This is a genomic window from Paenibacillus sp. sptzw28 (assembly GCF_019550795.1).
GTDB lineage: Bacteria > Bacillota > Bacilli > Paenibacillales > Paenibacillaceae > Paenibacillus_Z.
On the sequence record NZ_CP080545.1, the window covers coordinates 3768158 to 3788040 of the forward strand.

17 protein-coding genes are annotated in these 19883 nt (G+C 47.9%); 2 read left to right on the plus strand and 15 right to left on the minus strand.

Annotation, left to right across the window (positions count from 1 at the left end; translation table 11 throughout):
- Positions 1-233 precede the first annotated feature (233 nt).
- Both KZ483_RS17060 and KZ483_RS17065 read right to left on the minus strand, forming a co-directional pair.
- The gene (locus KZ483_RS17060) at positions 234-944 is read right to left on the minus strand and encodes a hypothetical protein (protein ID WP_220348686.1); all 711 of its coding nucleotides are present in this window, start codon (positions 942-944) and stop codon (positions 234-236) included.
- Positions 945-1182: 238 nt separating this feature from the next.
- Positions 1183-2670: an alpha-L-arabinofuranosidase C-terminal domain-containing protein gene (locus KZ483_RS17065; RefSeq protein ID WP_220348687.1), complete on the minus strand. Its 1488-nt coding sequence runs from the start codon at positions 2668-2670 to the stop codon at positions 1183-1185.
- A gap of 201 nt (positions 2671-2871) precedes the next feature.
- On the opposite strand from KZ483_RS17065, the gene KZ483_RS17070 reads away from it, so the two are divergent.
- Entirely contained in the window at positions 2872-3864 is a 993-nt protein-coding gene (locus tag KZ483_RS17070) for a LacI family DNA-binding transcriptional regulator (protein ID WP_220348688.1), read from the plus strand.
- Positions 3865-4305: 441 nt separating this feature from the next.
- Here KZ483_RS17070 and KZ483_RS17075 read toward each other — a convergent pair whose 3' ends face one another.
- The 3 genes from KZ483_RS17075 to KZ483_RS17085 all read right to left on the minus strand — a co-directional run bounded on the left by KZ483_RS17075 (position 4306) and on the right by KZ483_RS17085 (position 6932).
- Entirely contained in the window at positions 4306-4869 is a 564-nt protein-coding gene (locus tag KZ483_RS17075) for a hypothetical protein (protein WP_220348689.1), read from the minus strand.
- Positions 4870-5181: 312 nt separating this feature from the next.
- On the minus strand, positions 5182-5982 hold the full coding sequence (locus KZ483_RS17080; RefSeq protein WP_220348690.1) for an ABC transporter permease: 801 nt from the start codon (positions 5980-5982) through the stop codon (positions 5182-5184).
- Entirely contained in the window at positions 5979-6932 is a 954-nt protein-coding gene (locus KZ483_RS17085; protein ID WP_220348691.1) for an ABC transporter ATP-binding protein, read from the minus strand. Before KZ483_RS17085 ends, KZ483_RS17080 begins: the two co-directional genes overlap by 4 nt.
- A 351-nt stretch (positions 6933-7283) precedes the next feature.
- Here KZ483_RS17085 and KZ483_RS17090 point away from each other — a divergent pair, with 351 nt between their 5' ends.
- Entirely contained in the window at positions 7284-7949 is a 666-nt protein-coding gene (locus KZ483_RS17090; protein ID WP_220348692.1) for an MBL fold metallo-hydrolase, read from the plus strand.
- 245 nt (positions 7950-8194) lie between these two features.
- Here the strand turns inward: KZ483_RS17090 and KZ483_RS17095 are convergent, their stop codons facing one another.
- The 10 genes from KZ483_RS17095 to KZ483_RS17140 all read right to left on the minus strand — a co-directional run bounded on the left by KZ483_RS17095 (position 8195) and on the right by KZ483_RS17140 (position 19828).
- Entirely contained in the window at positions 8195-8752 is a 558-nt protein-coding gene (locus KZ483_RS17095; RefSeq protein WP_220348693.1) for a hypothetical protein, read from the minus strand.
- Positions 8753-8924: 172 nt separating this feature from the next.
- The gene (locus KZ483_RS17100) at positions 8925-9521 is read right to left on the minus strand and encodes a hypothetical protein (RefSeq protein WP_220348694.1); all 597 of its coding nucleotides are present in this window, start codon (positions 9519-9521) and stop codon (positions 8925-8927) included.
- 429 nt (positions 9522-9950) lie between these two features.
- Positions 9951-10229, minus strand: a complete 279-nt coding sequence (locus KZ483_RS17105; protein WP_220348695.1) for a hypothetical protein — start codon at positions 10227-10229, stop codon at positions 9951-9953.
- Between the two features lie 231 nt (positions 10230-10460).
- Complete coding sequence (locus tag KZ483_RS17110; protein ID WP_220348696.1) at positions 10461-11057, minus strand: nucleoside/nucleotide kinase family protein; 597 nt, start codon at positions 11055-11057, stop codon at positions 10461-10463.
- Between the two features lie 148 nt (positions 11058-11205).
- The gene (locus tag KZ483_RS17115; RefSeq protein WP_220348697.1) at positions 11206-12876 is read right to left on the minus strand and encodes an alkaline phosphatase family protein; all 1671 of its coding nucleotides are present in this window, start codon (positions 12874-12876) and stop codon (positions 11206-11208) included.
- Positions 12877-13615: 739 nt separating this feature from the next.
- On the minus strand, positions 13616-15037 hold the full coding sequence (locus KZ483_RS17120; protein WP_220348698.1) for a family 43 glycosylhydrolase: 1422 nt from the start codon (positions 15035-15037) through the stop codon (positions 13616-13618).
- Between the two features lie 39 nt (positions 15038-15076).
- On the minus strand, positions 15077-15742 hold the full coding sequence (locus KZ483_RS17125) for a rhamnogalacturonan acetylesterase (RefSeq protein ID WP_220348699.1): 666 nt from the start codon (positions 15740-15742) through the stop codon (positions 15077-15079).
- A gap of 93 nt (positions 15743-15835) precedes the next feature.
- Positions 15836-17899 carry a glycosyl hydrolase 115 family protein gene (locus tag KZ483_RS17130; RefSeq protein ID WP_220348700.1) on the minus strand — a complete coding sequence of 688 codons (2064 nt, stop codon included), beginning with the start codon at positions 17897-17899 and terminating at the stop codon, positions 15836-15838.
- Between the two features lie 97 nt (positions 17900-17996).
- Positions 17997-18875 carry a carbohydrate ABC transporter permease gene (locus tag KZ483_RS17135; RefSeq protein ID WP_220348701.1) on the minus strand — a complete coding sequence of 293 codons (879 nt, stop codon included), beginning with the start codon at positions 18873-18875 and terminating at the stop codon, positions 17997-17999.
- The gene (locus tag KZ483_RS17140) at positions 18875-19828 is read right to left on the minus strand and encodes an ABC transporter permease (protein ID WP_220348702.1); all 954 of its coding nucleotides are present in this window, start codon (positions 19826-19828) and stop codon (positions 18875-18877) included. The genes KZ483_RS17135 and KZ483_RS17140 overlap by 1 nt, the downstream gene beginning before the upstream one ends.
- Between the last annotated feature and the right edge of the window lie 55 nt (positions 19829-19883).

Genomic DNA, 19883 nt, shown 5'->3' on the forward strand with positions numbered 1-19883 from the left:
GGCTAATGCAACAAACTTTTCCGATTCAATTAACATCCCGGCTTCGGCCGTCTCCTACGGATTCGTCTAGTGATAAGATTTTTCAACCGTCTTCGTTTCCGGATTAGCTTAATCGTTTCAATGACGGCACGAACGACAAGAAAGCCGTCTGCCATAGCAGGCGGCTTTCTCTGGAAAATTGGTCTTAAGTTTATGTGGATTACTGGAAGCAGTGTTCAGCCTTAAGTTCAAGCTTATTTCGTTTCCGTCACTAGCTTTAAGGTGCGAATTGTCTCGAGAAAACGCGGCACAGCCGTTGCAGCGTCGTCCTTTCCGTAACGGAAGCGGATTCCGTACCGGGTCCCCTCATGCTCGAAGGCAAAAAAATCGGTTAAAATGGCAGGGTTATCGCCGCCTTCCGGCTGCGAGCCAATGTATTCCGCAAACGGTACAAGCGCTTCGTACGTTTTCTTCAGACTGGCTTCTTCAACCGCGAATTGGGTGAATGGTCCAATCGTAATCAGATTTCGAGTATCGTACCCGAATTCAACGCCATCCTCCATATCGTAACGCTCCAGCACGGACGGTAAGTAGAGACCGAACGGCTCAAAAGGGGCCAAGCTTTCAAACTTGGCGGTGACCTCCTTCCCATCTATCGTCATCTTAATTTTGCTTGTACCTTCATACACGGGAATATCGGTTAAAGGCAATTCGCTACCCGCCGCGTCGTCAGCGGGTTGTTCAGCCAAAGGGCTTTTGGCGGCCCCGTCGTTTGTTGCATCCGTTCCGTTATTACCAATTGGTCCATCCTTACTTTGTTGATTGGTATCCTTATTCGTGGTTTGATTTTGTCCAATATTATGAGTCACTTCTCCGGGGCTGCCCTTCGAGCAGGCGGCGGTGGCGGTAACCACGGCGGCGGCAGCGAGAATAAGCATCAGCCGTTTATGGTTGGATTTCATCATATCCTCTCCTCTCGAGCATACAGACGAAGTACAGGTGGAAAATGTTACATCCCAAGGAAACCCGTACAGCTTCATGCTGTAAATCGATTTCCATCGATTCCAGTTATACTCCGACACATATTGTTCATAACGGCTGGCGTCGTAAGGCTGCTGCAGGAATCCTCCAGCACGTCGCCGGTGACGTGCCCCGGGAATTGTTCTTGCTCCACGATCGCGATCGAGTGAATGGCGAATAACGTTACTTGATGACCAAAACGTTCACGGAATGGGGTTGAATTTCGACCGTAACATCAGAGAGCGTATTCCAACGCAAAGGCTGCTCGATGACACGGACCTGCTCTTTGCCGATATCGTTGTAAGCGTCTTTCGAATCGCCGACCAAACTATAAAGGACCGCGTTCGAATATTGGACTGCACTGCCAAGATGCAGGGAAACGGTTTCCGCCAGATCCGGATGGCGATTGACCAAAGCAATTCCCAAATCTTCGCTTCCCGTCCGTTTGGTGGCGACTGCATCAACATGCGGGACACTGGTTGTCTTGCCGGCCTTCTCCACATCGAAAGCCGGATTTTCCGACAGCCAAGAGTCAACGACGATATCTCCTAAGTGACGAACATAGAGCTCAAACACAAAGTAACTGGATCTCAGGACGATCCCGTCTTGATGCGTAAAGATGGCTCCTCTTGTATTGACGGTCGGGGCGAAATTCGCCATTCCGACGACATCGCTATGCTTGTGACACTGATTTAAGAAACAGGCTGTAAACACGGCATCCGCCATGGTGTAGCTGGAATTAATGTCGTTTTTATCCCTCGGCGTTATATAATCTTTGGTTCCGGAATTAATATCCGGATGATGCCAGCCCCGAAGATTCCATTCGTCATAGGCAATACGGATTCTGCCCAGATAGCCGAGCGAGCCGAGAATATTTTTCGTCTTTAGAATAGGCTTCTCAATTTCCATGGTATAAGCCATACAAGTTTCATAATTCGATAAATCGTTGACTTGGCCCAGATGATCCCAATAGTCGTGAATCGAAATCCAATCCAAATAATTCCCCGCTTCCCGCAGCAAATTCAGATTCCAATCCAAATCCGAAATGCTCGCTGCCAGCAGCTCGATGTTCGGGTCAACCCGCTTCATCATTTTCGCCGATTCCTTTACGAAACGCCCCCATTCCCTAAGATTCTTGGCCCCCATTTCCCAGTCGCCGTAGTTTTCATTGCCGATGCTCCAGTATTTTACTTTATAGGGCTCAGGATGGCCGTTTTCAATACGGAGCTTCGCCCATTTTCCTTCAGTAGGGAGGTTGCAGTACTCAACCCAATCGCTCATTTCTTCAGGTGACCCCGTCCCGGCATTTGTGCAAATATATGGCTCTGCGCCGATCAACCGGCAATATTCAATAAACTCGTCCGTGCCGAACAGATTCGATTCCTCTACCCGCCATGCCTTATCAAAGTAAGGCGTGCGCTGCTTTCCTATTGCATCTTTCCAGTGGTAGGCAGAAACAAAGCAGCCGCCTGGCCAGCGTACAATCGGAACCTCAATTCGTTTAAGTGCTTCCACTACGTCTTGACGATATCCGCTGCTGCCTGACAATGCGGACTCCGGATCAAGGATGCCGCCATAGATTTGACGATGAAAATGCTCCAGAAAGTGACCGAAAATTTTCTTGTCTCTTCTGCCAAGTTCTCTCCTTGGATTAACCTCCAACCTAGACATTCTCCCACGCTCCATGATCAGATAATTTACGTGTGCGCACACGACTCGAAATACAATTGCACTATATCTCGAATAGTTTGTTATGTCAATAACAATACTGAAATCCTTCTAAGTTCTTGCCTTAAGCAATTTCCTATTATAAAATAAGTAGCAGTTACATCGTGTGCGTACACGAACATTCGTGTAAAAAAGGAGCCGGAAATGTCAGTCACGATTAAAGATATAGCCCAAATATGCAAGGTTTCCGAAGGTACCGTCGACCGTGCGTTAAACGCCAGGCCGGGAATTAGCAAGAAGACGAAAGAATATATTCTAAAAGTCGCGAAAGAGTTAAACTACTCGCCCAATCATTTAGCCCGGGGTCTTGCCAAGGGCCGGTCGATGACACTCGGCGTCATTTTATTCGATGTCCGAAATCCATATTTTGCGCAGTTAATGAACGCCATTGAGGTCAAAGCCAGGGAACAGGAGTATATCGTTTTCCCTATTTTTACGCATCACGATCCTCATAATGAGCGGAAAGCACTCGAGCATTTCAAGACGCGGCAAGTAGACGGGATTATCATGTTCAGCGTACAGTCCGGACATGAATTTGAAAAAGAATTGCTTGATTTAAAGATACCTATCGTTACAATCGGAAATCGTATTTCCGGCGGGTGGACCTATGTAGGCATTAACGAACGTGAATCTATGAAAGACGCTGTGAAACATGTCGTAAGCCAAGGTTACGAAGAAATTATTTATATTTGCCCTCCATTGGCCCGCAGAGGCGAGGTCAATCTTTATACACTGGAAGAAAGATTGGCCGGATGCCGCGAAGGTTTATCGGAAATGGGAAAGAAGGAACCGCTCGTCATCATGGATGCGGATTACATCAAAGCCGTCAGCCAGATAGATCTGGAATCCGAGCTCAAAAAAGCAATTGTATGCCCTGCGGACATCTACGCACTGGAAGTGCTTAATCATTTTAAGAAAAACAAAATCAGAGTCCCTGAACAGGTCGGCCTCATGGGCTTCGATGATATCGATATGTTGAAATATATTTCTCCCAGATTATGCTCCGTACGATACCCTGTAAGCGAGATAGGAATAACAGCAGTGGGTCGCTTGCTTGAAGAAATCGATGGAAACCACAATAAACATTTGAATGTGCTGCTTTTGCAGCATCAAATCGTAACAGGTGAATCTTTATAACGATATCTCGGGGCGAATCATCGTCCTGGCGGCAATTTGAAAGTGTATTTAACAACTGGCTTACTTTCTGTTTCTGTTTGTCGGGTAAAAGTAAAGGCCGATAGGATTACTCCTCTCGGCTATATTGTAGTCCTTCCAGCTCGGCGAGCAGGGCCGCTGCTTCCGCATCGACCTCCGCCTGGGTTGCACCGGCGTTACCTTCTACCGACACTGCCACTGGCACCGCTTGCTCAAGAGATTGCAGGCTTTCACCGTATAAGTTCCTGCTGCTACAGATTCGGATGTAACGGTATGGCATCGTATCCGGATTGACGGCGGAATACCATTTGAATTCGCTGCCCCCCTCTTAGATAGTGGAAAGCGTCGAAATGTTGAAGCTTAAGCTTAATACATTAGCAAGTTAAAGTTTTTATTCAACTAACGTTTCATTGGCCCCTACTTTTATTGAAAATAAATAGCCATCCTCGCATCAAGTAACATCATTCGGTCCGCTGATACCGCCTCTGAATCCATAATGACAGACAAAATATAGGTACTTACCATCTCTTCTTGAGTCTGATTTTTGCCGGAAGGCAAGTCAGTTACAAATCTGTTGCTCGCTGAATCATAAAAATAATCTAGGTTTCGCTCGCCGTGTTCAATAGCATTTTCTTCTCCGTATAACCTCTTGATCTCTGCCTTGGACATCCCAATGACAGCACCGCGTGCAGTTTTATATCTACCTTTCGAGTTTTGGTCCAGAGTTATACCAGCCACAATATCATTACGATACATAATTAAGACACCGGCAGTATACTCCGTAATCTTAAAGCCGCTTTCCTCCCCGGTGCCCAAGAAGCTCTCAACATCGGAACGGGCCATGCCATAACATATTTTCCCCTTGTCTGTGTCTAATTGCACTATACACATATCGTCTTTTGAAAAAGAATCAGCTTTAAACTCACCCTCATCGCCACATCCCATGATGAAGAGTAACAGAAACAATATTGGAATCATTATTTTCATTTTTTGTACCCCATCGTTGTTTTTGGCATTCTAGCCATTAATCATTCTGTGTAAAATTCGTTTGGAAAATCAACCATTATTGGGTTCATTAACGTACCCCTTTGAGCTATCATACATAATAATTCAAAATTATAACACCATTAACTATTCGGCCGCGACGCAACCTGCCCGTTCGTATTAATAGCAAAGGCTGCCGGTTCTTCGGCAGCCAGTCGTCAATAGTTCGCCTTCACAGGATTGAATCATTTCTGTAAATTTGATAAAAGTCGGCGCGAATGCATCTTTGACCCCGCTCTTTATATTGAACCGACATCAGTTTTTAACCCGCCAATTTACCATTTTGTTAATGAGCACAATCGTCACGAGGCTGTAACCGAGCAGCACGACGCAGTCCAGCATGACGCCGCCCGACCAGCCGGTCACGAGCACATTCCGCATCGCGTCCGCGGCATAAGTTGTGGGAAATATATAGGACAGCCACTGCAGCGGCAGGGGGAGCTGGTGTATCTCAACCATGACGGGCGAGAGGAACGTGACGAGCAACATCAGCGCCTGAACCAGCATGTTGGTCAACTGATGGTTCGGTGACCAGAAGCCGATGCACACCCCGATTCCGACCACACTTGCGAGCGAGAGAATAACAACCAGAGGAAGCCCCCATGAATAATGAAACTGAATCCCGTAGATCAACTGTCCGATCAAGCCAAGGAGAATAAACGAAGGAATCGTATTGAGCAGTCCCCTAAACAGATTGGCAAGCACGAAGTTCATTTTTGAAATTGGCAGGGAGGCGTAGTACGTAAAATGACCTTCATGCTTCTGCCAGGAAATTTCCTGCCCCATGCTGTTCATCCCCATCACGATGACACCGAAAATCAAATTGCCCGCGATAATCCGGATCATCATCTCTTCACTCGGATTTTCGGCGAAAAACTTCATAAACAAGACCGTCGACAGGGGAAACATGGTGCCCATCAGGACGACCCAAGCCCAGCTGTCCCTGACGATCGCACATTGAATGCGAAACAGGATGGAGAGTTCGGTCCACAGCCTGCCCGGTCCCTTTAACGGAACCGCAAACGCCGTTTGATTCGATTCGGTTGAAATCTTCATACCAAGGCCACCTCTTTCCGGACCTGTTCGTCGATATGGAAATAGACGTCCTCGAGGCTCGGCGGTTTTACCGCGTACTCTTCGATCGGTAGCTCCGGGTGGCGGATGATATAATCCAGCATCCGGCTCGCTTCCTGCTTATCGACGAGGGCCACCAGCCGGTTTTCCCCGTCGTCCTGCATGCTCCCCCAGTAATTCAGAGCCGCTATTACTTCCTCTTTTCGGCCGAACTCGGTACTCAGCTCGAATTTCAAACGCTGGTCGACCTTCTGCTTTAGCTTCGAAACCGCGTCGATGACCAGCAGACGGCCGTGATTAATGACGGCAACGCGATGGACAACCTGCTCGGCTTCGAGCACGTTGTGCGTGACCAGGATAACGGTGGTTCCCCGCCGGTTGCGTTCCTTAATCAGATTCCAGACGAGGCGCCGGTTCTTCGGGTCGAGCTCATTCGTCGGCTCATCGAAAATCATCACAGGGGAGTGTCCGATCAGCGTCGTACCGATGCCGATCATTCGCTTCTGTCCACCGGACAAATCCTTAAGCTGCTTATTGCGCATTTCCGTCATGCCGAACTGCTCAAGCAGCTCCTCCGCTTCATGTTCGGCCGCGGATTTCATCATGCCTCTTAGCCTTCCAGTAAATGTAAGCGCTTCGCAGGCTTTCAGCGACGAAAGAACATGCGGCTCCTGCGAAAAGTACGCGACCAGGCTGGCTACTTTCTTCGTTTGCTTGGCCACCTCCTCCCCAGCAAACAGAATATGTCCCTCCGTGGGCTTCAGATGTCCGACCATCTGCTTGATCAATGTTGATTTTCCAGCGCCGTTCGGGCCGAGAACCCCAAGAATCTCCCCTTCAGGAATATCGAAGGTAATGGCTTCGTTCGCCTTGATCTTGCCTTTCTTATACAACTTGCTGACATCCCGGACCTCATAAACCATCCGTTCCATGAACAACGCCTCCCGTATGTTATCATCTTCGTTCCAACACCGCATACAGTTAATGTTATATGGAACCGTGAGTCCGCTCTAGCGTCCGCAGACCAAAAACCCTCACCGCCTCAAGCCGTATTTTCCTCTCTGTCTGGAGACCGATTAATCTCCGTTTCGGTTAAATAGGATAGCGGAACTTTCACACATCACAAACTTCGGTAATACTGAAATAAAGTGCTGCCCCGTATCTTTAGATACCTCCGATTCGTTTACATAGTGATAGAGATGAGAAAATATAAATAGGAGGTAAAGAAGAAGAGCACCTCGGGCGGTGAAAAAACCGAGAGAAACTTAGGCAATCGTCAAGAATTGAATCCTACCCTGATTTGGGACAGTGAAACTGCTATTTTAATCGATACCGGCACGCCCGGGCAATTGGAGCAAATACGTGCTGCCATGGACGACTGCGGAGTCTCCATGGATAAGTTGAAAGCAATCATTTTAACTCATCAAGATACTGATCACATAGGTAGTCTTCCTGAAATTCTGCAGGAATCCGATGGAGGTATTGAAGTATACGCTCATCAGATGGAAAAACCGTATATTGAAGGAAATTTGCCCCTTATCAAAGTGAATCTCGATAGTATGGCTTGGCAATTAGAATCCCTTTCGGAAGACGAGTGCGGTAAAGTGGTGGCATACTTGTTGGAGAATTCACCGAAAGCAAAAGTTGACAGAACGTTGGCTGACAGACAAGAGCTTCCGTATTGCGGTGGAATTCAGGTTATCTACACACCTGGACATATTAGTCTTTATTTGAAGCAAAGCAAAACCCTAGTTGTTGGTGACGCCATGTTCAGTGTGGAAGGCATCTTACGGGGACCCCATCCGCAATCCACGCCGGATATGAACACTGCTTTCCGTTCCCTGGAAAAGTATTTGGACTACGATATTAAATCGGTTATTTGTTATCACGGAGGTTTAAGCAGGTATAACGTTAAGGAACAGCTCCAAGAGCTTGTCAGGAAAGTGTAAAAGACTTAATCCGGCACATTCAATGTGCCGGATTTTTATTTAAACTAATCTGCTCGTTCGGCACTGCTATTGGGAAATACGTTAACTCACAACAAAATGATAAATATCACTACAACCGCAAATGCATTTTAGACATACTTTTGAAAAAACAGAAAGAAGTCTTTAAAATGGGGAAAGTTCCTTTTTTACTTGTATATATGACCATTGTTGGTTACATTGATAGTTCCGAATTACCTTGATGTCAGTTATTTAAAATGCGATTCACACCGTTCAACACGGTTAGGTATCTCATTCCATTCTATCTTAGATGCCGAACTGCTAAAGGCACCGTGGTAGCCAAAAATATTCCAGATCTCCTTTAATTCCTTAAGCAATGCTAAAATAAACTCTTTTTTGGGGAGTATAATGGAAATGACTTCTTCATTATTGTGATCCAGATACACATTAAATTTTACTTCACCGTAACCTACCGACTCCATACCCATTGAAAAATAGTCGATTCCGAAATTAGTTCTTGCTTTTTGTTTTTCAATAAATTGTTCCACACATTGCAAATAATCTAGCCAAAGACCTCCACCAGCTGCGGCTGGTTTATTGTAATCAACTATATACGTTCCATAATATCTGATAATTATTTTCATTGGGGAATACCTTGGATCCAGCCCCCCGTGGTCGACAAGAATTCTAATATTTTCTGTATCGTTTATATCAATGTAGAAATTTTCGTATTCCGGTACGATCAATCCGTATTCTAGTTCAACTAACTTGGGGGGCTTTCTCAAGAACGTTTGTAATTTGAACATAATACCTCCAAAGCCATAAATTCATATAATTATCTCCTGTGGCAAAGTGCGTGAGTTGTTCCTATTTTTGTGCTGACTCGCTATATAAATCTGCGCGTTAGCAGAGCGAAAGAGCTGCCGCGCAACAGCTCCTTTGGATTTAACTATAGTACCCTTTCGTTCAGTGAATGAGTCACGCCTTGTCTCCTTCGTGAATCATTAGAGATTGAAGACCGATTTTATTTAAGTAGATCAACCGTAATTCAATTTCATCCTTAACCTGGTTAGAAACCTTCAACTCATGCACGTCGAGTGAATGGGGTAAACTTTGAATAAACAGCAGCAATTCCCGTATCGGCAATCTCAGAGTATCTGCAATCGATCGACCTTGTATCGTTATAGCTGATAATTCAGGTGCCATCTTGCTTCCGTTACATACCTCGCACTGGACTTGCTTGGAGAAGAAACGGATCGCCCTAATGTTCCCCTTGCTCTTCGTTCCCGCATCGCGCATATATCGCAAATCAGCAACGCATCCGCGGTAGAAACTTGTTGCTTGTTTCTTCTTGTATACATAGGAAACAGGCTCCTTCTCGTAACCGTAAAGCAAAATATCCATGAATCGTCTATCCTGCTCGGCAAGCGGCTTTTCATAGTCAATACCGATCATCTTGGCCAATGCTTTGATTTTGAACACCGGCGCACAAATCGTACCCGCCCAAAGAAGCACGGCCCCATGTTTTAAGGATAGTTCGGATGCGATCATTCGGGCGGGATCAATATCAATCACTGTTTCGGTTCCATTACATGAAGCACAAATCCCGTATGGACTGTTCGCTGAAAAACCCTGAGAAGTCCATGACCTGCTGCTGTCTCTACACTTCCCAATCATTGCATAAAGCAATCTGAGATATTCCGACACAGCTGTTATTGTACCGACTAGGCTGCCTGCTCTTTTTTCGTTAAACTTTTCTAGGGGGAGCAATAGACTTTCCAATTTAATAACCCCTTTCGTAGTGCATCCAAAAATTGGGTAATAATTCCTTAAAACTTGAAGCAAACCTTTTTGTATCCCCGTTGAGCGCAGGGTTGCGACACGGCAGCCTTGTGGCATAGAACTATGGTTTCGTCAGTTCAATGCGCCCGAAGCGTGAATGCGGTGTTATCTGATGCCGGCTCTTCTTTGAGTTACATAAATCAATGTTTTATGTCCCTCTATTTATTTATTTTCAGAATTCTTCCTATATTGTTTTTCTGTCCAACTCCAAACCCAGAGACCAAAAAATATCCCTCCAAATGGGAATAAGACAATTGATAATATAAGCATTTCGAAAAAATCTCTATTAAATCTTAACGAGTAATTCTCCATAAATGACATTAAAAAAGTATACAATATTGCTGTTGGTACACCCCAACTAATAACGCCATTAAAAATAATAAAATTCTTCTTGCCTTTTGCTCTTAGTTTTTCCCATTTCCTTTTTTGCTTTTCTTTCATCTCAGTTCATTCTCCTTTAAAAAGGATCACAGACACAGGTCTCCTTCTCTATGTATTTTCGTTGTTAGCCGGTTTCAGATAACGTTTTTGCATTCCCTCACCGCTTAGATAGCTTCTATCTTAGCCTGTGCAGGGTTGTCCGCTGATTCAGCTTCATCGAACATGCCTCCAGCGGACCAAGGCCGTTAGGCCTGCGATGCGTGAATGCGGTGTTAGACGAAGCTTCTGAACTCAATGAACTACTTTCACGTGGTTTTTGATTATCAGTTTTATCTGCTCTACTATTTCTTCCTTCTCTTGAGTCCCATCTATTACGATATCCGAGTTAGGTTTAACAGTATTCAGCATTGCTAAGTATGCTTTTCTTGCTCCGGACAAATAAGATTGCATTTCAAACATAATCTCTTCAGGTGTCGAATTACCAAAATCCCTCAAAATCCGTCTAACCATTGCCACATCAAGCGGTGTGTCAATAAATATTGTCAAGTCAATAAATTCGTTCATTCCTTTGTTTAAATATGAAAATGGATAATCAAGAAATATGTAGTCATATCGGGTAATCGTATTATCTACAGTTGCTTTTAAATCGTTAATTAAAGGGCTAAGTTTCCACTCATTATGATCTGCTCCACGATGCACCCACTCAACCAAGTCATCTGGACCTTCAAAGTCATAATCATCGAAATACAATGCTACGGAATTCTCAAATTTCTTATTAAGAAGGTTGATTATAGTAGTCTTTCCACCGCCAGATACTGCAGCAATAGCTATAATAAGAGGTCTCTTCAAAATATCCTCCTTAAAGCGTTGGCGGATCCCAGCATGCATGCAATCGTCAATACGGCTGCTATCTTGCTATATATCGGCTTCATCCTTACCTGCTCCTTTGTATTGTGCATCGTATGAAGAGCCCTCTACGGCCATTAACCGTAAGAGGGCTTGTCTAAAATAGCGAATGCGCGATCCCGGCAAAATATCAGTTAACCGTCATCACCGTCTGGCCTTGATCGTTCGTACTAACCTCAAGACCCGGCAAATTATGAACAGCTTTTGCAGAAATGTATCCATGTCCGGTCTTACTGAGCCAGACCGCTTTCTCCAAAGTGACCGCCTTGCCGTCCGCAGTCGCTTTGTCGGAGTTCAGCGTAAGCGCTGCAGTATGATTGCCGTAAGCAAGCGTAACCGTCCTCGTTGCCACGTCGTAAGATTCAGTCGCGTTCAAGCTGCGGGAAATATCTCTGATTGGAATGAGCATGTCTTTATCGTTGTTGTAGAAAGCATACTCGCCCGGGATGGTTTGCGCCAGCGGAGCGTTGTTGAGAATCACCGATGCCGCCGTGCCGAAGGCGTTGCTGCGGATGCTGTGCAGCTGATAAATATAAGGCGCAAAGTTCGGATGTTCGAAGTCGAACATATCCGTTATATTGTTGACTGAGCGATCGCGGGAATTAAGCGCGTCAACTCCCCAATTCCATTCGATAAATTTCAGAATGGAGGTCGTGTCATACTGCGTATGGCTCACATAGTTTTGCTTAGAATATGGCGAGATGACGATTGCGGGAATACGCGGTCCAGCACCTTGCAAGCCGTCGGGACCGGATTCGATTTGAGGAGGCGCCACATGATCCCAGTAGCCGCCGGATTCGTCGTAAGTGATTATGATAGCCGTATCTTTCCAATAGTCGCTCTTCATCAGCGCGTTGATCGTCTGTACAGAGAAATCTTCGGCGGTCGGCGTGCTCTGATTGCCTAGGCCCGGATGCTCGTCGTCACCGTAAGCGCCTTTTACAAAAGTGACGTCCGGCAGTTGGTGTTGATCCAAATCCTTTTGCAGATCGTTGTAGTCCTTAATATTGTTCTTATACACACCTTTGTCGAAGTTGACGAAATACTGGAACGGGTTGTGGTGCGAGGAGTAGGAAGCATCCGCCGAAGCGTACCCGCCCTGGTACCACGTCCAGGAAACGCCTTTCTTGCTCAGCTCGTCACCGATATTGTTATATGTGAGAGGCTCCCAGCGTTTGCCGTAAATGTCACCGCCCAAAGGACCGAAAGCGGGAGTCGGATCGCCTTTGATCGGGTTCCCAGCATTGCCGGATTGGGCCGAGACAAGATACAGCGCCCCCGGAGTAGAAGGCCCGAAGACCGGCTGGAACCAGTGATCGGCCATACTGAAGTGCTGCGCGTATTGCCAGTATGCGGGAATCGCTTGGTAATCGTAGTAGCCCATGGCGATCCGGCCGGAGCCTTTCGTGTGATTCTCGGAGGAGAGGTAGAAGCCGTCCATCTTGCCGCCGTTGACTGCTTTGGCCATGTCGTCGTAGCCGTGGTCTACGTCCAGCGTTTGCAGTTCTTGATTGGAAAACAGGAATGGGGCCACTTTGTTGCCGTTCTCGTCCAGGTTATACGAACCGTCCGGGATGCCTTCCGCTTTCGGCGTGCCGGGAAGTGCTTTGAAGCCCGGAGCGGTCGGATAGGTCCCAAAATAATTGTCATAGGAACGGTTCTCCTGATATATGACGACCAAATGCTTGATTGGCGAACTCGTACCCGTGCTTGCAGCGACAGAGGCTTGTACACTTGCGAACGGAACGATCAATCCAACGGTCAGCGCGGTAATTGCGGTGAGACTAACGATTTTTCTCATGGTTCCCTCCTGAAGTATGATTCGATACTTACTCAGCATAGGGAACAATCATTAACGATGCTTTAAAAAAATGTATAGTTTGTGTAAATCGCCGGTGTGCGAAATGAAAAAACCATTCGTTAACAATTAACCGAATGGTTTTGGATTAGGACAAAGGTGTGTATTCGAAATAATCAAAATCCGCATGGTTGTCGCTTGGTTTGCCATTGCCTTGTTAACAGACCAATTCTATGACTCAACGATGCCTTTTCCGGGATTGACTACCGGCCAGCCTTCCTCCCAAACAAATAAGGCCAAGATGCCGATGGGTTAAAATCGGATTGGACTTGCAGCCTTCGTACGGCCCTGTTTTGGATTTACTTCAAGCGATCGTGACCAGCACGAATTTTCAACATAGCTGCATCGAGGGGGAAACATCAAAAAAAGTGCTTACCTTTGACTTATCAGTAAGCCAATGATAAGCACTATTTTTAACCGATATTGAATTCATAGCCTAGATCCATTTCTACTAAGCAAACTATCTTACGACTTCGCCGGTTTTGAAGATGCTAACTATTTCAGTTCCGTCTTTAGAAAATTTGAACAGATAAGTCCCAACCAATTCTGAAAGTTGGCTCTTCGGCTTAGCTTTAAGCCCTTGCAACAGGATTCTGCCGGAAAATGGACACAAAACACCCATTCTCTAATAAATTCCGTCACTAGGGCATCATACTCAGCTTTGTGACTAGCCTACTCATCACTACTCAATCCTACGGTAGCGAAATTGCGAAAATTCAGCCTCTCCGTTACCTGCCGCATAAATGCCTAGACGAAGGCTAATAAATTCGCCAAAGTTATTATGGTTATAACCTGAGACCTCCAGCGCTGAAGGATGCCGATTCCACTCAATACCATCGGTACTGTAAAACATCGTCACTGTATGGTGGTCGTTCCTAAGCTTCAAATGAAGCCGGGAGCCCAGGCCTTGTACATGATAGCCTTTGATACCTCGCCGATATCGATAAATAGCTTGCTCCGTAAAGCTGATCCCCGCATAACAGCGGTCGTTATAAAAGAGCACGAGTCCTGCTTCAGCTTCAGGCCCGACCTTAATCTCAACTTCAGCTTCATAGGCCCGGTCGGGTGGAATGATGACGAGCGGTCCAGAATCCGCTGGCGAATCCCCTTTGGCCAACAGCTTCAAGACGCCCCCGCCTACTTCATAACGTTCAGGATCCAGTTCCTTGTAAAATCGCCACTGCCAACCGAGTGCAACACCTTGGAAATCGTCAGATAGCTCCGGAGAATTCCCTTGCACCGTCTTCATCTCTCCGTCCGTATCCTGTGGTACGATCGGCCAGCCGTCTTCTGTCCACTCGATAGGGTCCAGCAAGGTTTGTCTTCCAAGCGTGTAATAATCCTTTTCATAGGCATGATAGACGAAATACCATTTTCCGTCAGGTGTATCGACCAGTGTACCGTGCCCCTTGGACCACCAGCGTTCTTCCTTCGACCAAGTATGCACAAGAGGATTATAGGGAGAGTTCTCCCAAGGCCCTAAAGGATGTTTGCTCCTGGCTGCAACCGCCATATGGGTCGTCGCAGGACCAGCCGTTCCGCCTCGCGCGCAAATCAAATAATAATAATCGCCTCGGAAGAGTAGTTTTGGGGATTCGAGCGCCATCCCTTCCACAACCCAATCCTCAGGGATTGGCCATCCATCATAAACCGTTTGTAAGTCGCCGGTTGCGGAAAGGCCGTCCGGGGCTAAGGAAATAGCCCTTCCGTAGTTTACGTACAGGTATCGCTGCCCATCTGGCGCTAGCAGGTGCCCCGGATCAATGCCGTCTACTTTCAGATCAATTGGATCGCACCAAGGACCTTCCGCTTTCTCTGCATAGATAACATAATTCGTTCCGTTAGCGGGAAAGTAAATGTAAAAGAGTCCGTTCACATAGACCAGATCCGGTGCCCAGACATCTCCGACATAAGTCCGGAGAGCATGGCAAAGGGGGACCCAGTCGGTCAGATTGCGGGAATGCCATATGAGAAGCCCTGGAGCATACATGAAAGACGAGTGTGTCATGTAATAATCTTGACCTACCCGGACGATGGAAGGATCGGGATAATCGCCCCTTAGAATATCGATCGGATAGGTTGCGTTTAATTTCGAATCGGACATGGTCCTTATGCACCTCGCAGATATTGGAAATAGCTAGCCTTATCCTATTTCCAGGTTCAGCTTGTTGATGGCATCGGCCACCATTCGTGCGACTGCCTCTGCACCTTGCTCATTCAAATGCGTATTGTCTTCGATCCCTTCGGGGTAATTCGGATGTTCGCCCGGGTGCAGCCAGGTCAGCCATTCTTTTGATTTGGCGTCCCCCATTTCCTTGAAAGCGACGGCACTTCGGCCGCACAAATCGACGAAAGGGACTTTTTCCTGAACGGCCAGCGCTTCCATCGACCTGGGATAATCGCCGTGCGTGTTGATCAAAAGACCGTCAACGTCAAAATGTCTGCGGCAAAGAGGCGAGATGAGTACGGGATGTGCCCCCTTCTCTCTCGCCCCGTCAATATATTGCCGTAAATACCGATGGTACATGTTCCAAGGACTTGTATGTCTTTCGGCATCTTCCTTACTGTCGTTGTGACCAAATTGTATAAACAAGAAGTCGCCCGTCTTGATCATTTGTAAAATTTCTTCGAGTATTCCTTCCTCGATAAAGCTTTTGGAGCTTCTCCCGCACAAGGCTTTATTCACAACCCGAACGGAATCGGGAATAAATAAATGGAGCTTATTCCCCCAACCTTGCATGGGGTACGAATGAGGCGGATAATCTGCCATCGTCGAATCGCCAGCCAAGTAAATCGTTTGTATTCCCAAAGCATCCACCACCGATTATTGATAAGCGCCGGATTGCATACTCCAACCCGGCGCTTTTTTTGCTTGACAATCACATTATTCCGTTATTGATTCTCAGACGCCGAACTTATCCGCCAGCCTCTTGGCCAACTCGTCATCCGAGAGAGGATTGCGGTGCGTGTTCTCCAAATAAATGTATTTCTCCGTTTCCGGCATCAGAAACTGCTTGTACCACGCGAAGAAATCGGGGCTGTCGCCGTGCATGCGAAGCCAGCGGCGGAGCGTATCCATGTTTTGCACCGTGCTCTCGACATTCGTCAGCCAGTCCGCGCGGAAGAAATGAGCCCACTTCCCATGCTCGGCTTCTTGCAGCGCGACCCGGCCCTTCCGATAGTTCCACATCGCTTGCGAAGCATAGACGAACGCCAGCGGATAGCTGCCTTCACGGTAAGCGGAGTACGATTTCCCAAGTGCGTCAAAGCCCTCGCAGCCGGACAAATGCAGTTCTACGTGCAGCAGCAAATGATCCTTGAGCCGAAGGCGGTCCGGTTCCGCCAGTTCCGGAAGGAGCTTCACGATCCGCTCCTTCAGCTCGCTCAAGCCATGAACGGCCTCGCTGCACTTCCGCCGAAACCACTCGACTTGCTCCGGAAAATCGACTTCCCCCGTCGTCCAATATAAGCGGGCATCCGGTTGATCCGCTTTCCCTTGAAGCCAGTGTCCGACGATTTGGCGGGCCGGATGGTGATAGAACTCGTCTCCCGCCCGGTCGTCTTCGTTCGGACCATAAGAAATCGTCCGCCGCGCATAGTCGCGGAACATCTCGGCGATTTCCGGAGAGCCCGAGGGGAACATTCGGCGGACAAACGACCCAAGATGCTCTTCCGTATCCGCCTCCCCCCGCGTCCATAGCTCCCGTATCAAGTCCAGCGTATAGACGTGCGGCCGGATGTTGCCGCTGTTGACGAGCACATAATCCTTTGCTCCGACCCGAAAAGCCCCCTCAACCTCATCTTTGATCAATTCGGCCGGAGCCGGAAACAAAGTTAAATGATTGGAGGCTTGCAGATCGTGAAACGTCACATGGTAGTAAATGCCGTGCTTCCCTTCTTCATGCGGCTCGGGCAAAGCCGGTACCCGCAGATTCAGGTTTCCGTGGCGCCGGGATACCATCTTGCCGTATCCATTGTCTGCCCAAACCTTGATAACGTCGTCCGGAACATTGACATGACCTGCTTTATATAATTCCGAGATCTCCCCATACAATGCCACGCAATACTGCGGATCGGCTACCTTGCTGCTAACAATATCGTATTGTTTGCGTATGACTCGGCTGATCATTTCACCGCGCTTCTCAGGCGTGTCGAATGCGGGATCTTGAACCCAGAAAGGCTGGTCTCCTTGCCCGCGGAAGGAAAGAACCCAAACAATGTTACGGTCCTTTTGCTTCTCAATCGCTTCCTCCCATAGCGTTTCGAACAGCTCCGGGTTCTCTTGATAGCTCGCTTTCTTTCCTTCATACGCTCTCAGAAACATCTCGGCGCCTAATGGCTCTGCATGGTGGTGAGTGATCCATAATCCCATCTCAGCGGCCACATCGGCATGCACGCCGTGCCTCGGCAGGTCAGTGCCTGGAATGACCATATTCCCCCCGCAGCGCAGAAGCGCTTCAAAGACAGGCTGCCATACCTCGCGGGTCGGCGGGTACTCTTCCTTCCAGCCGATCAGGCATACCTCGTCGTTGACGAACCAGCCGCGGAACCGGACGAACGGTTCCGGCGAATCGTAATCGCCCTCAGGAAGCTCGACTCGGCTTCGACGCTCGGGCGGAAGATCCGCCCAGAACCAGAACGGATCGACGCCCAGGTACTTTCCGCTGTACTCGAGCATGCCGTAGACCAGGCCGAGATCGTCGCCCGCAGCAATATGAAGCTCCGTTCTGCCGCCGTCCTTGACGAAGCGGAAGCAATACGCCTCCGGCCGGTCCGGGCAACGGTCTTCGGGTATTGCGTAACGGATGACGATATCGGCCGGTTCGTCAGCCCCCGATACAAGTCTCGGAGCGGCGCCCAGCACCTGCGAATGATCCCTCTCCACCATCTTCCAAGCATGGCGGACCGGCGATGACGGATCCGTTGGAATTCGGTACGACGTATATTTATCGATGATGAATGCCATCTACATCCTCCTATGATCTTAACTACAATGATTTTACAGTAAGGGGTTTATGAAAAAAATCTTAAATTTTTGCCGTCCGATATAACAAAAACGATCCTCACCCCTTCAACGAACCTAGCAGCATGCCTTTATTGAAATGCTTCTGAAGAAACGGATAAATGATCATCATCGGCAGCGCAGAGACAACGATGGCCGCCATTTTCACTCCGGGCGTGTAGACCAGCTCTTCCTGCATCTGGGTGGCGGTTTCGCCTATGGATTGATTCAGCACAAGCATCTGCCGCAAAAATACTTGCAGCGGCCACATGCCGGAATCGTTCAAATAGATCAGCGCCGAAAAATACGTGTTCCAATAGCCGACCATATAAAAGAGCACAAAGGTGGCAATGGACGCCATGGACAGAGGAAGCATAATGGTGAAAAACATTCTCCACTCCCCGCAGCCGTCCACGCGCGCGGACTCTTCCAGCTCATATGGGATTGATGAGAAGAAGCTTCGCATGACGATCAGATAGAACGGAGCGACAGCTCCTGGAAGCCATAATGACCAGAACGTATCAATCATCCCGAACTCCTTGATGACCAGATAAGTCGGGATCAAGCCCCCGGAGAACAGCATCGTGAATACGACCATAAAGCCCAATACAGTCCGTCCTTTTAGCCATTTCTTGGACAAGCCGTATGCCATCAATGTCGTTGCAGTTATGCTGATTGCCGTACCGACCGTCGTAATGATGACGGCGTTCATGAAGCTGTTCGCAAAGTCGTCGTTCGCTAGCAAATATAAATACGCGTCCCACGTCCACTCCCTCGGAATGATGAAGAAACCGCGGGTCAAATATTCTTTTTCAGTAGCAAACGACGTCATCAGCACATAAAGAAGCGGGAACAGGATGAAAGCTCCCCATACGATAAGCATTGCGTACACGAGAACATCGAAGGAACTTTCATTGCCTGTTAAACGGCGGAGGCTCATCAGTACACGCCCTCCCTTCCCGACCGTTTCGCAATCGCGTTCGCCGAGAGCACCAGCACCAGCCCGACAACCGACTTGAACAGACCGACCGCCGTCGTATAGCTGAATTCGCCCTGCTGTACCCCAACACGATAAATATAAGTGTCAAAAACGTCAGACACCGCAAGATTGAGCGGATTTTGCAGCAGGAACACATGCTCGAAGCCGACATCGATAAAGCTTCCGAGACGGAGGATAAATAGGATGAGAATAACTTGAGCGAGAGACGGCAGCGTGATGTGCCAAATTTGTCTCCACCGGTTCGCACCGTCCACCGTGGCGGCCTCGTACAGCGTCGGGTCGATCGATGCGAGAGCGGCCAAATAAATGATTGCGCTCCAGCCCACTTCTTTCCAAATGTTCTGCAGCAGCCATATCCAGCGGAAATGATCCGGATCGTTCAATCCTTGATACCTTGGAAGACCAAGGGAATCAAGAAGCAGGTTGACCCCGCCGAATTCGCCGGCGAACAGGACGACCGTGATCCCGACAACGACGATCATCGAGATGAAATGGGGCAAGTATACGACGGTTTGCAGCGTCGTCTTGAACCATCTTAAACGGATCTCGTTAAGAATCAGCGCGAAGAGAATCGGCGCGGGAAAATAAAAGCATATATCGATCAGGTTGAGAATCAGCGTATTTTTGAGGAGCGTCACAAACTGCTGCTCGGTAAATAGGCGGACGAAATGATCGAGCCCCGCCCACTCGCTGCCCCAAACCCCTCGGAACGGACTGTAATTCTGAAACGAGATAACAACACCGAACATGGGCAAATATTTAAACAGAATCATCGTCAAAAAACCCGGCAATATCATCAAATAGATGGGAAAAGCGCGTTTGATGTAATGGGCGGAGGCTGAAGAAGCCCTTGATTTGCTAACGCCCCTCAATTCGCTTACGGACGACCTCATGCTCCTTCACCTTTCCTTATCGAAAAATCTGTCGGCCGCATCAGATGCGGCCGAC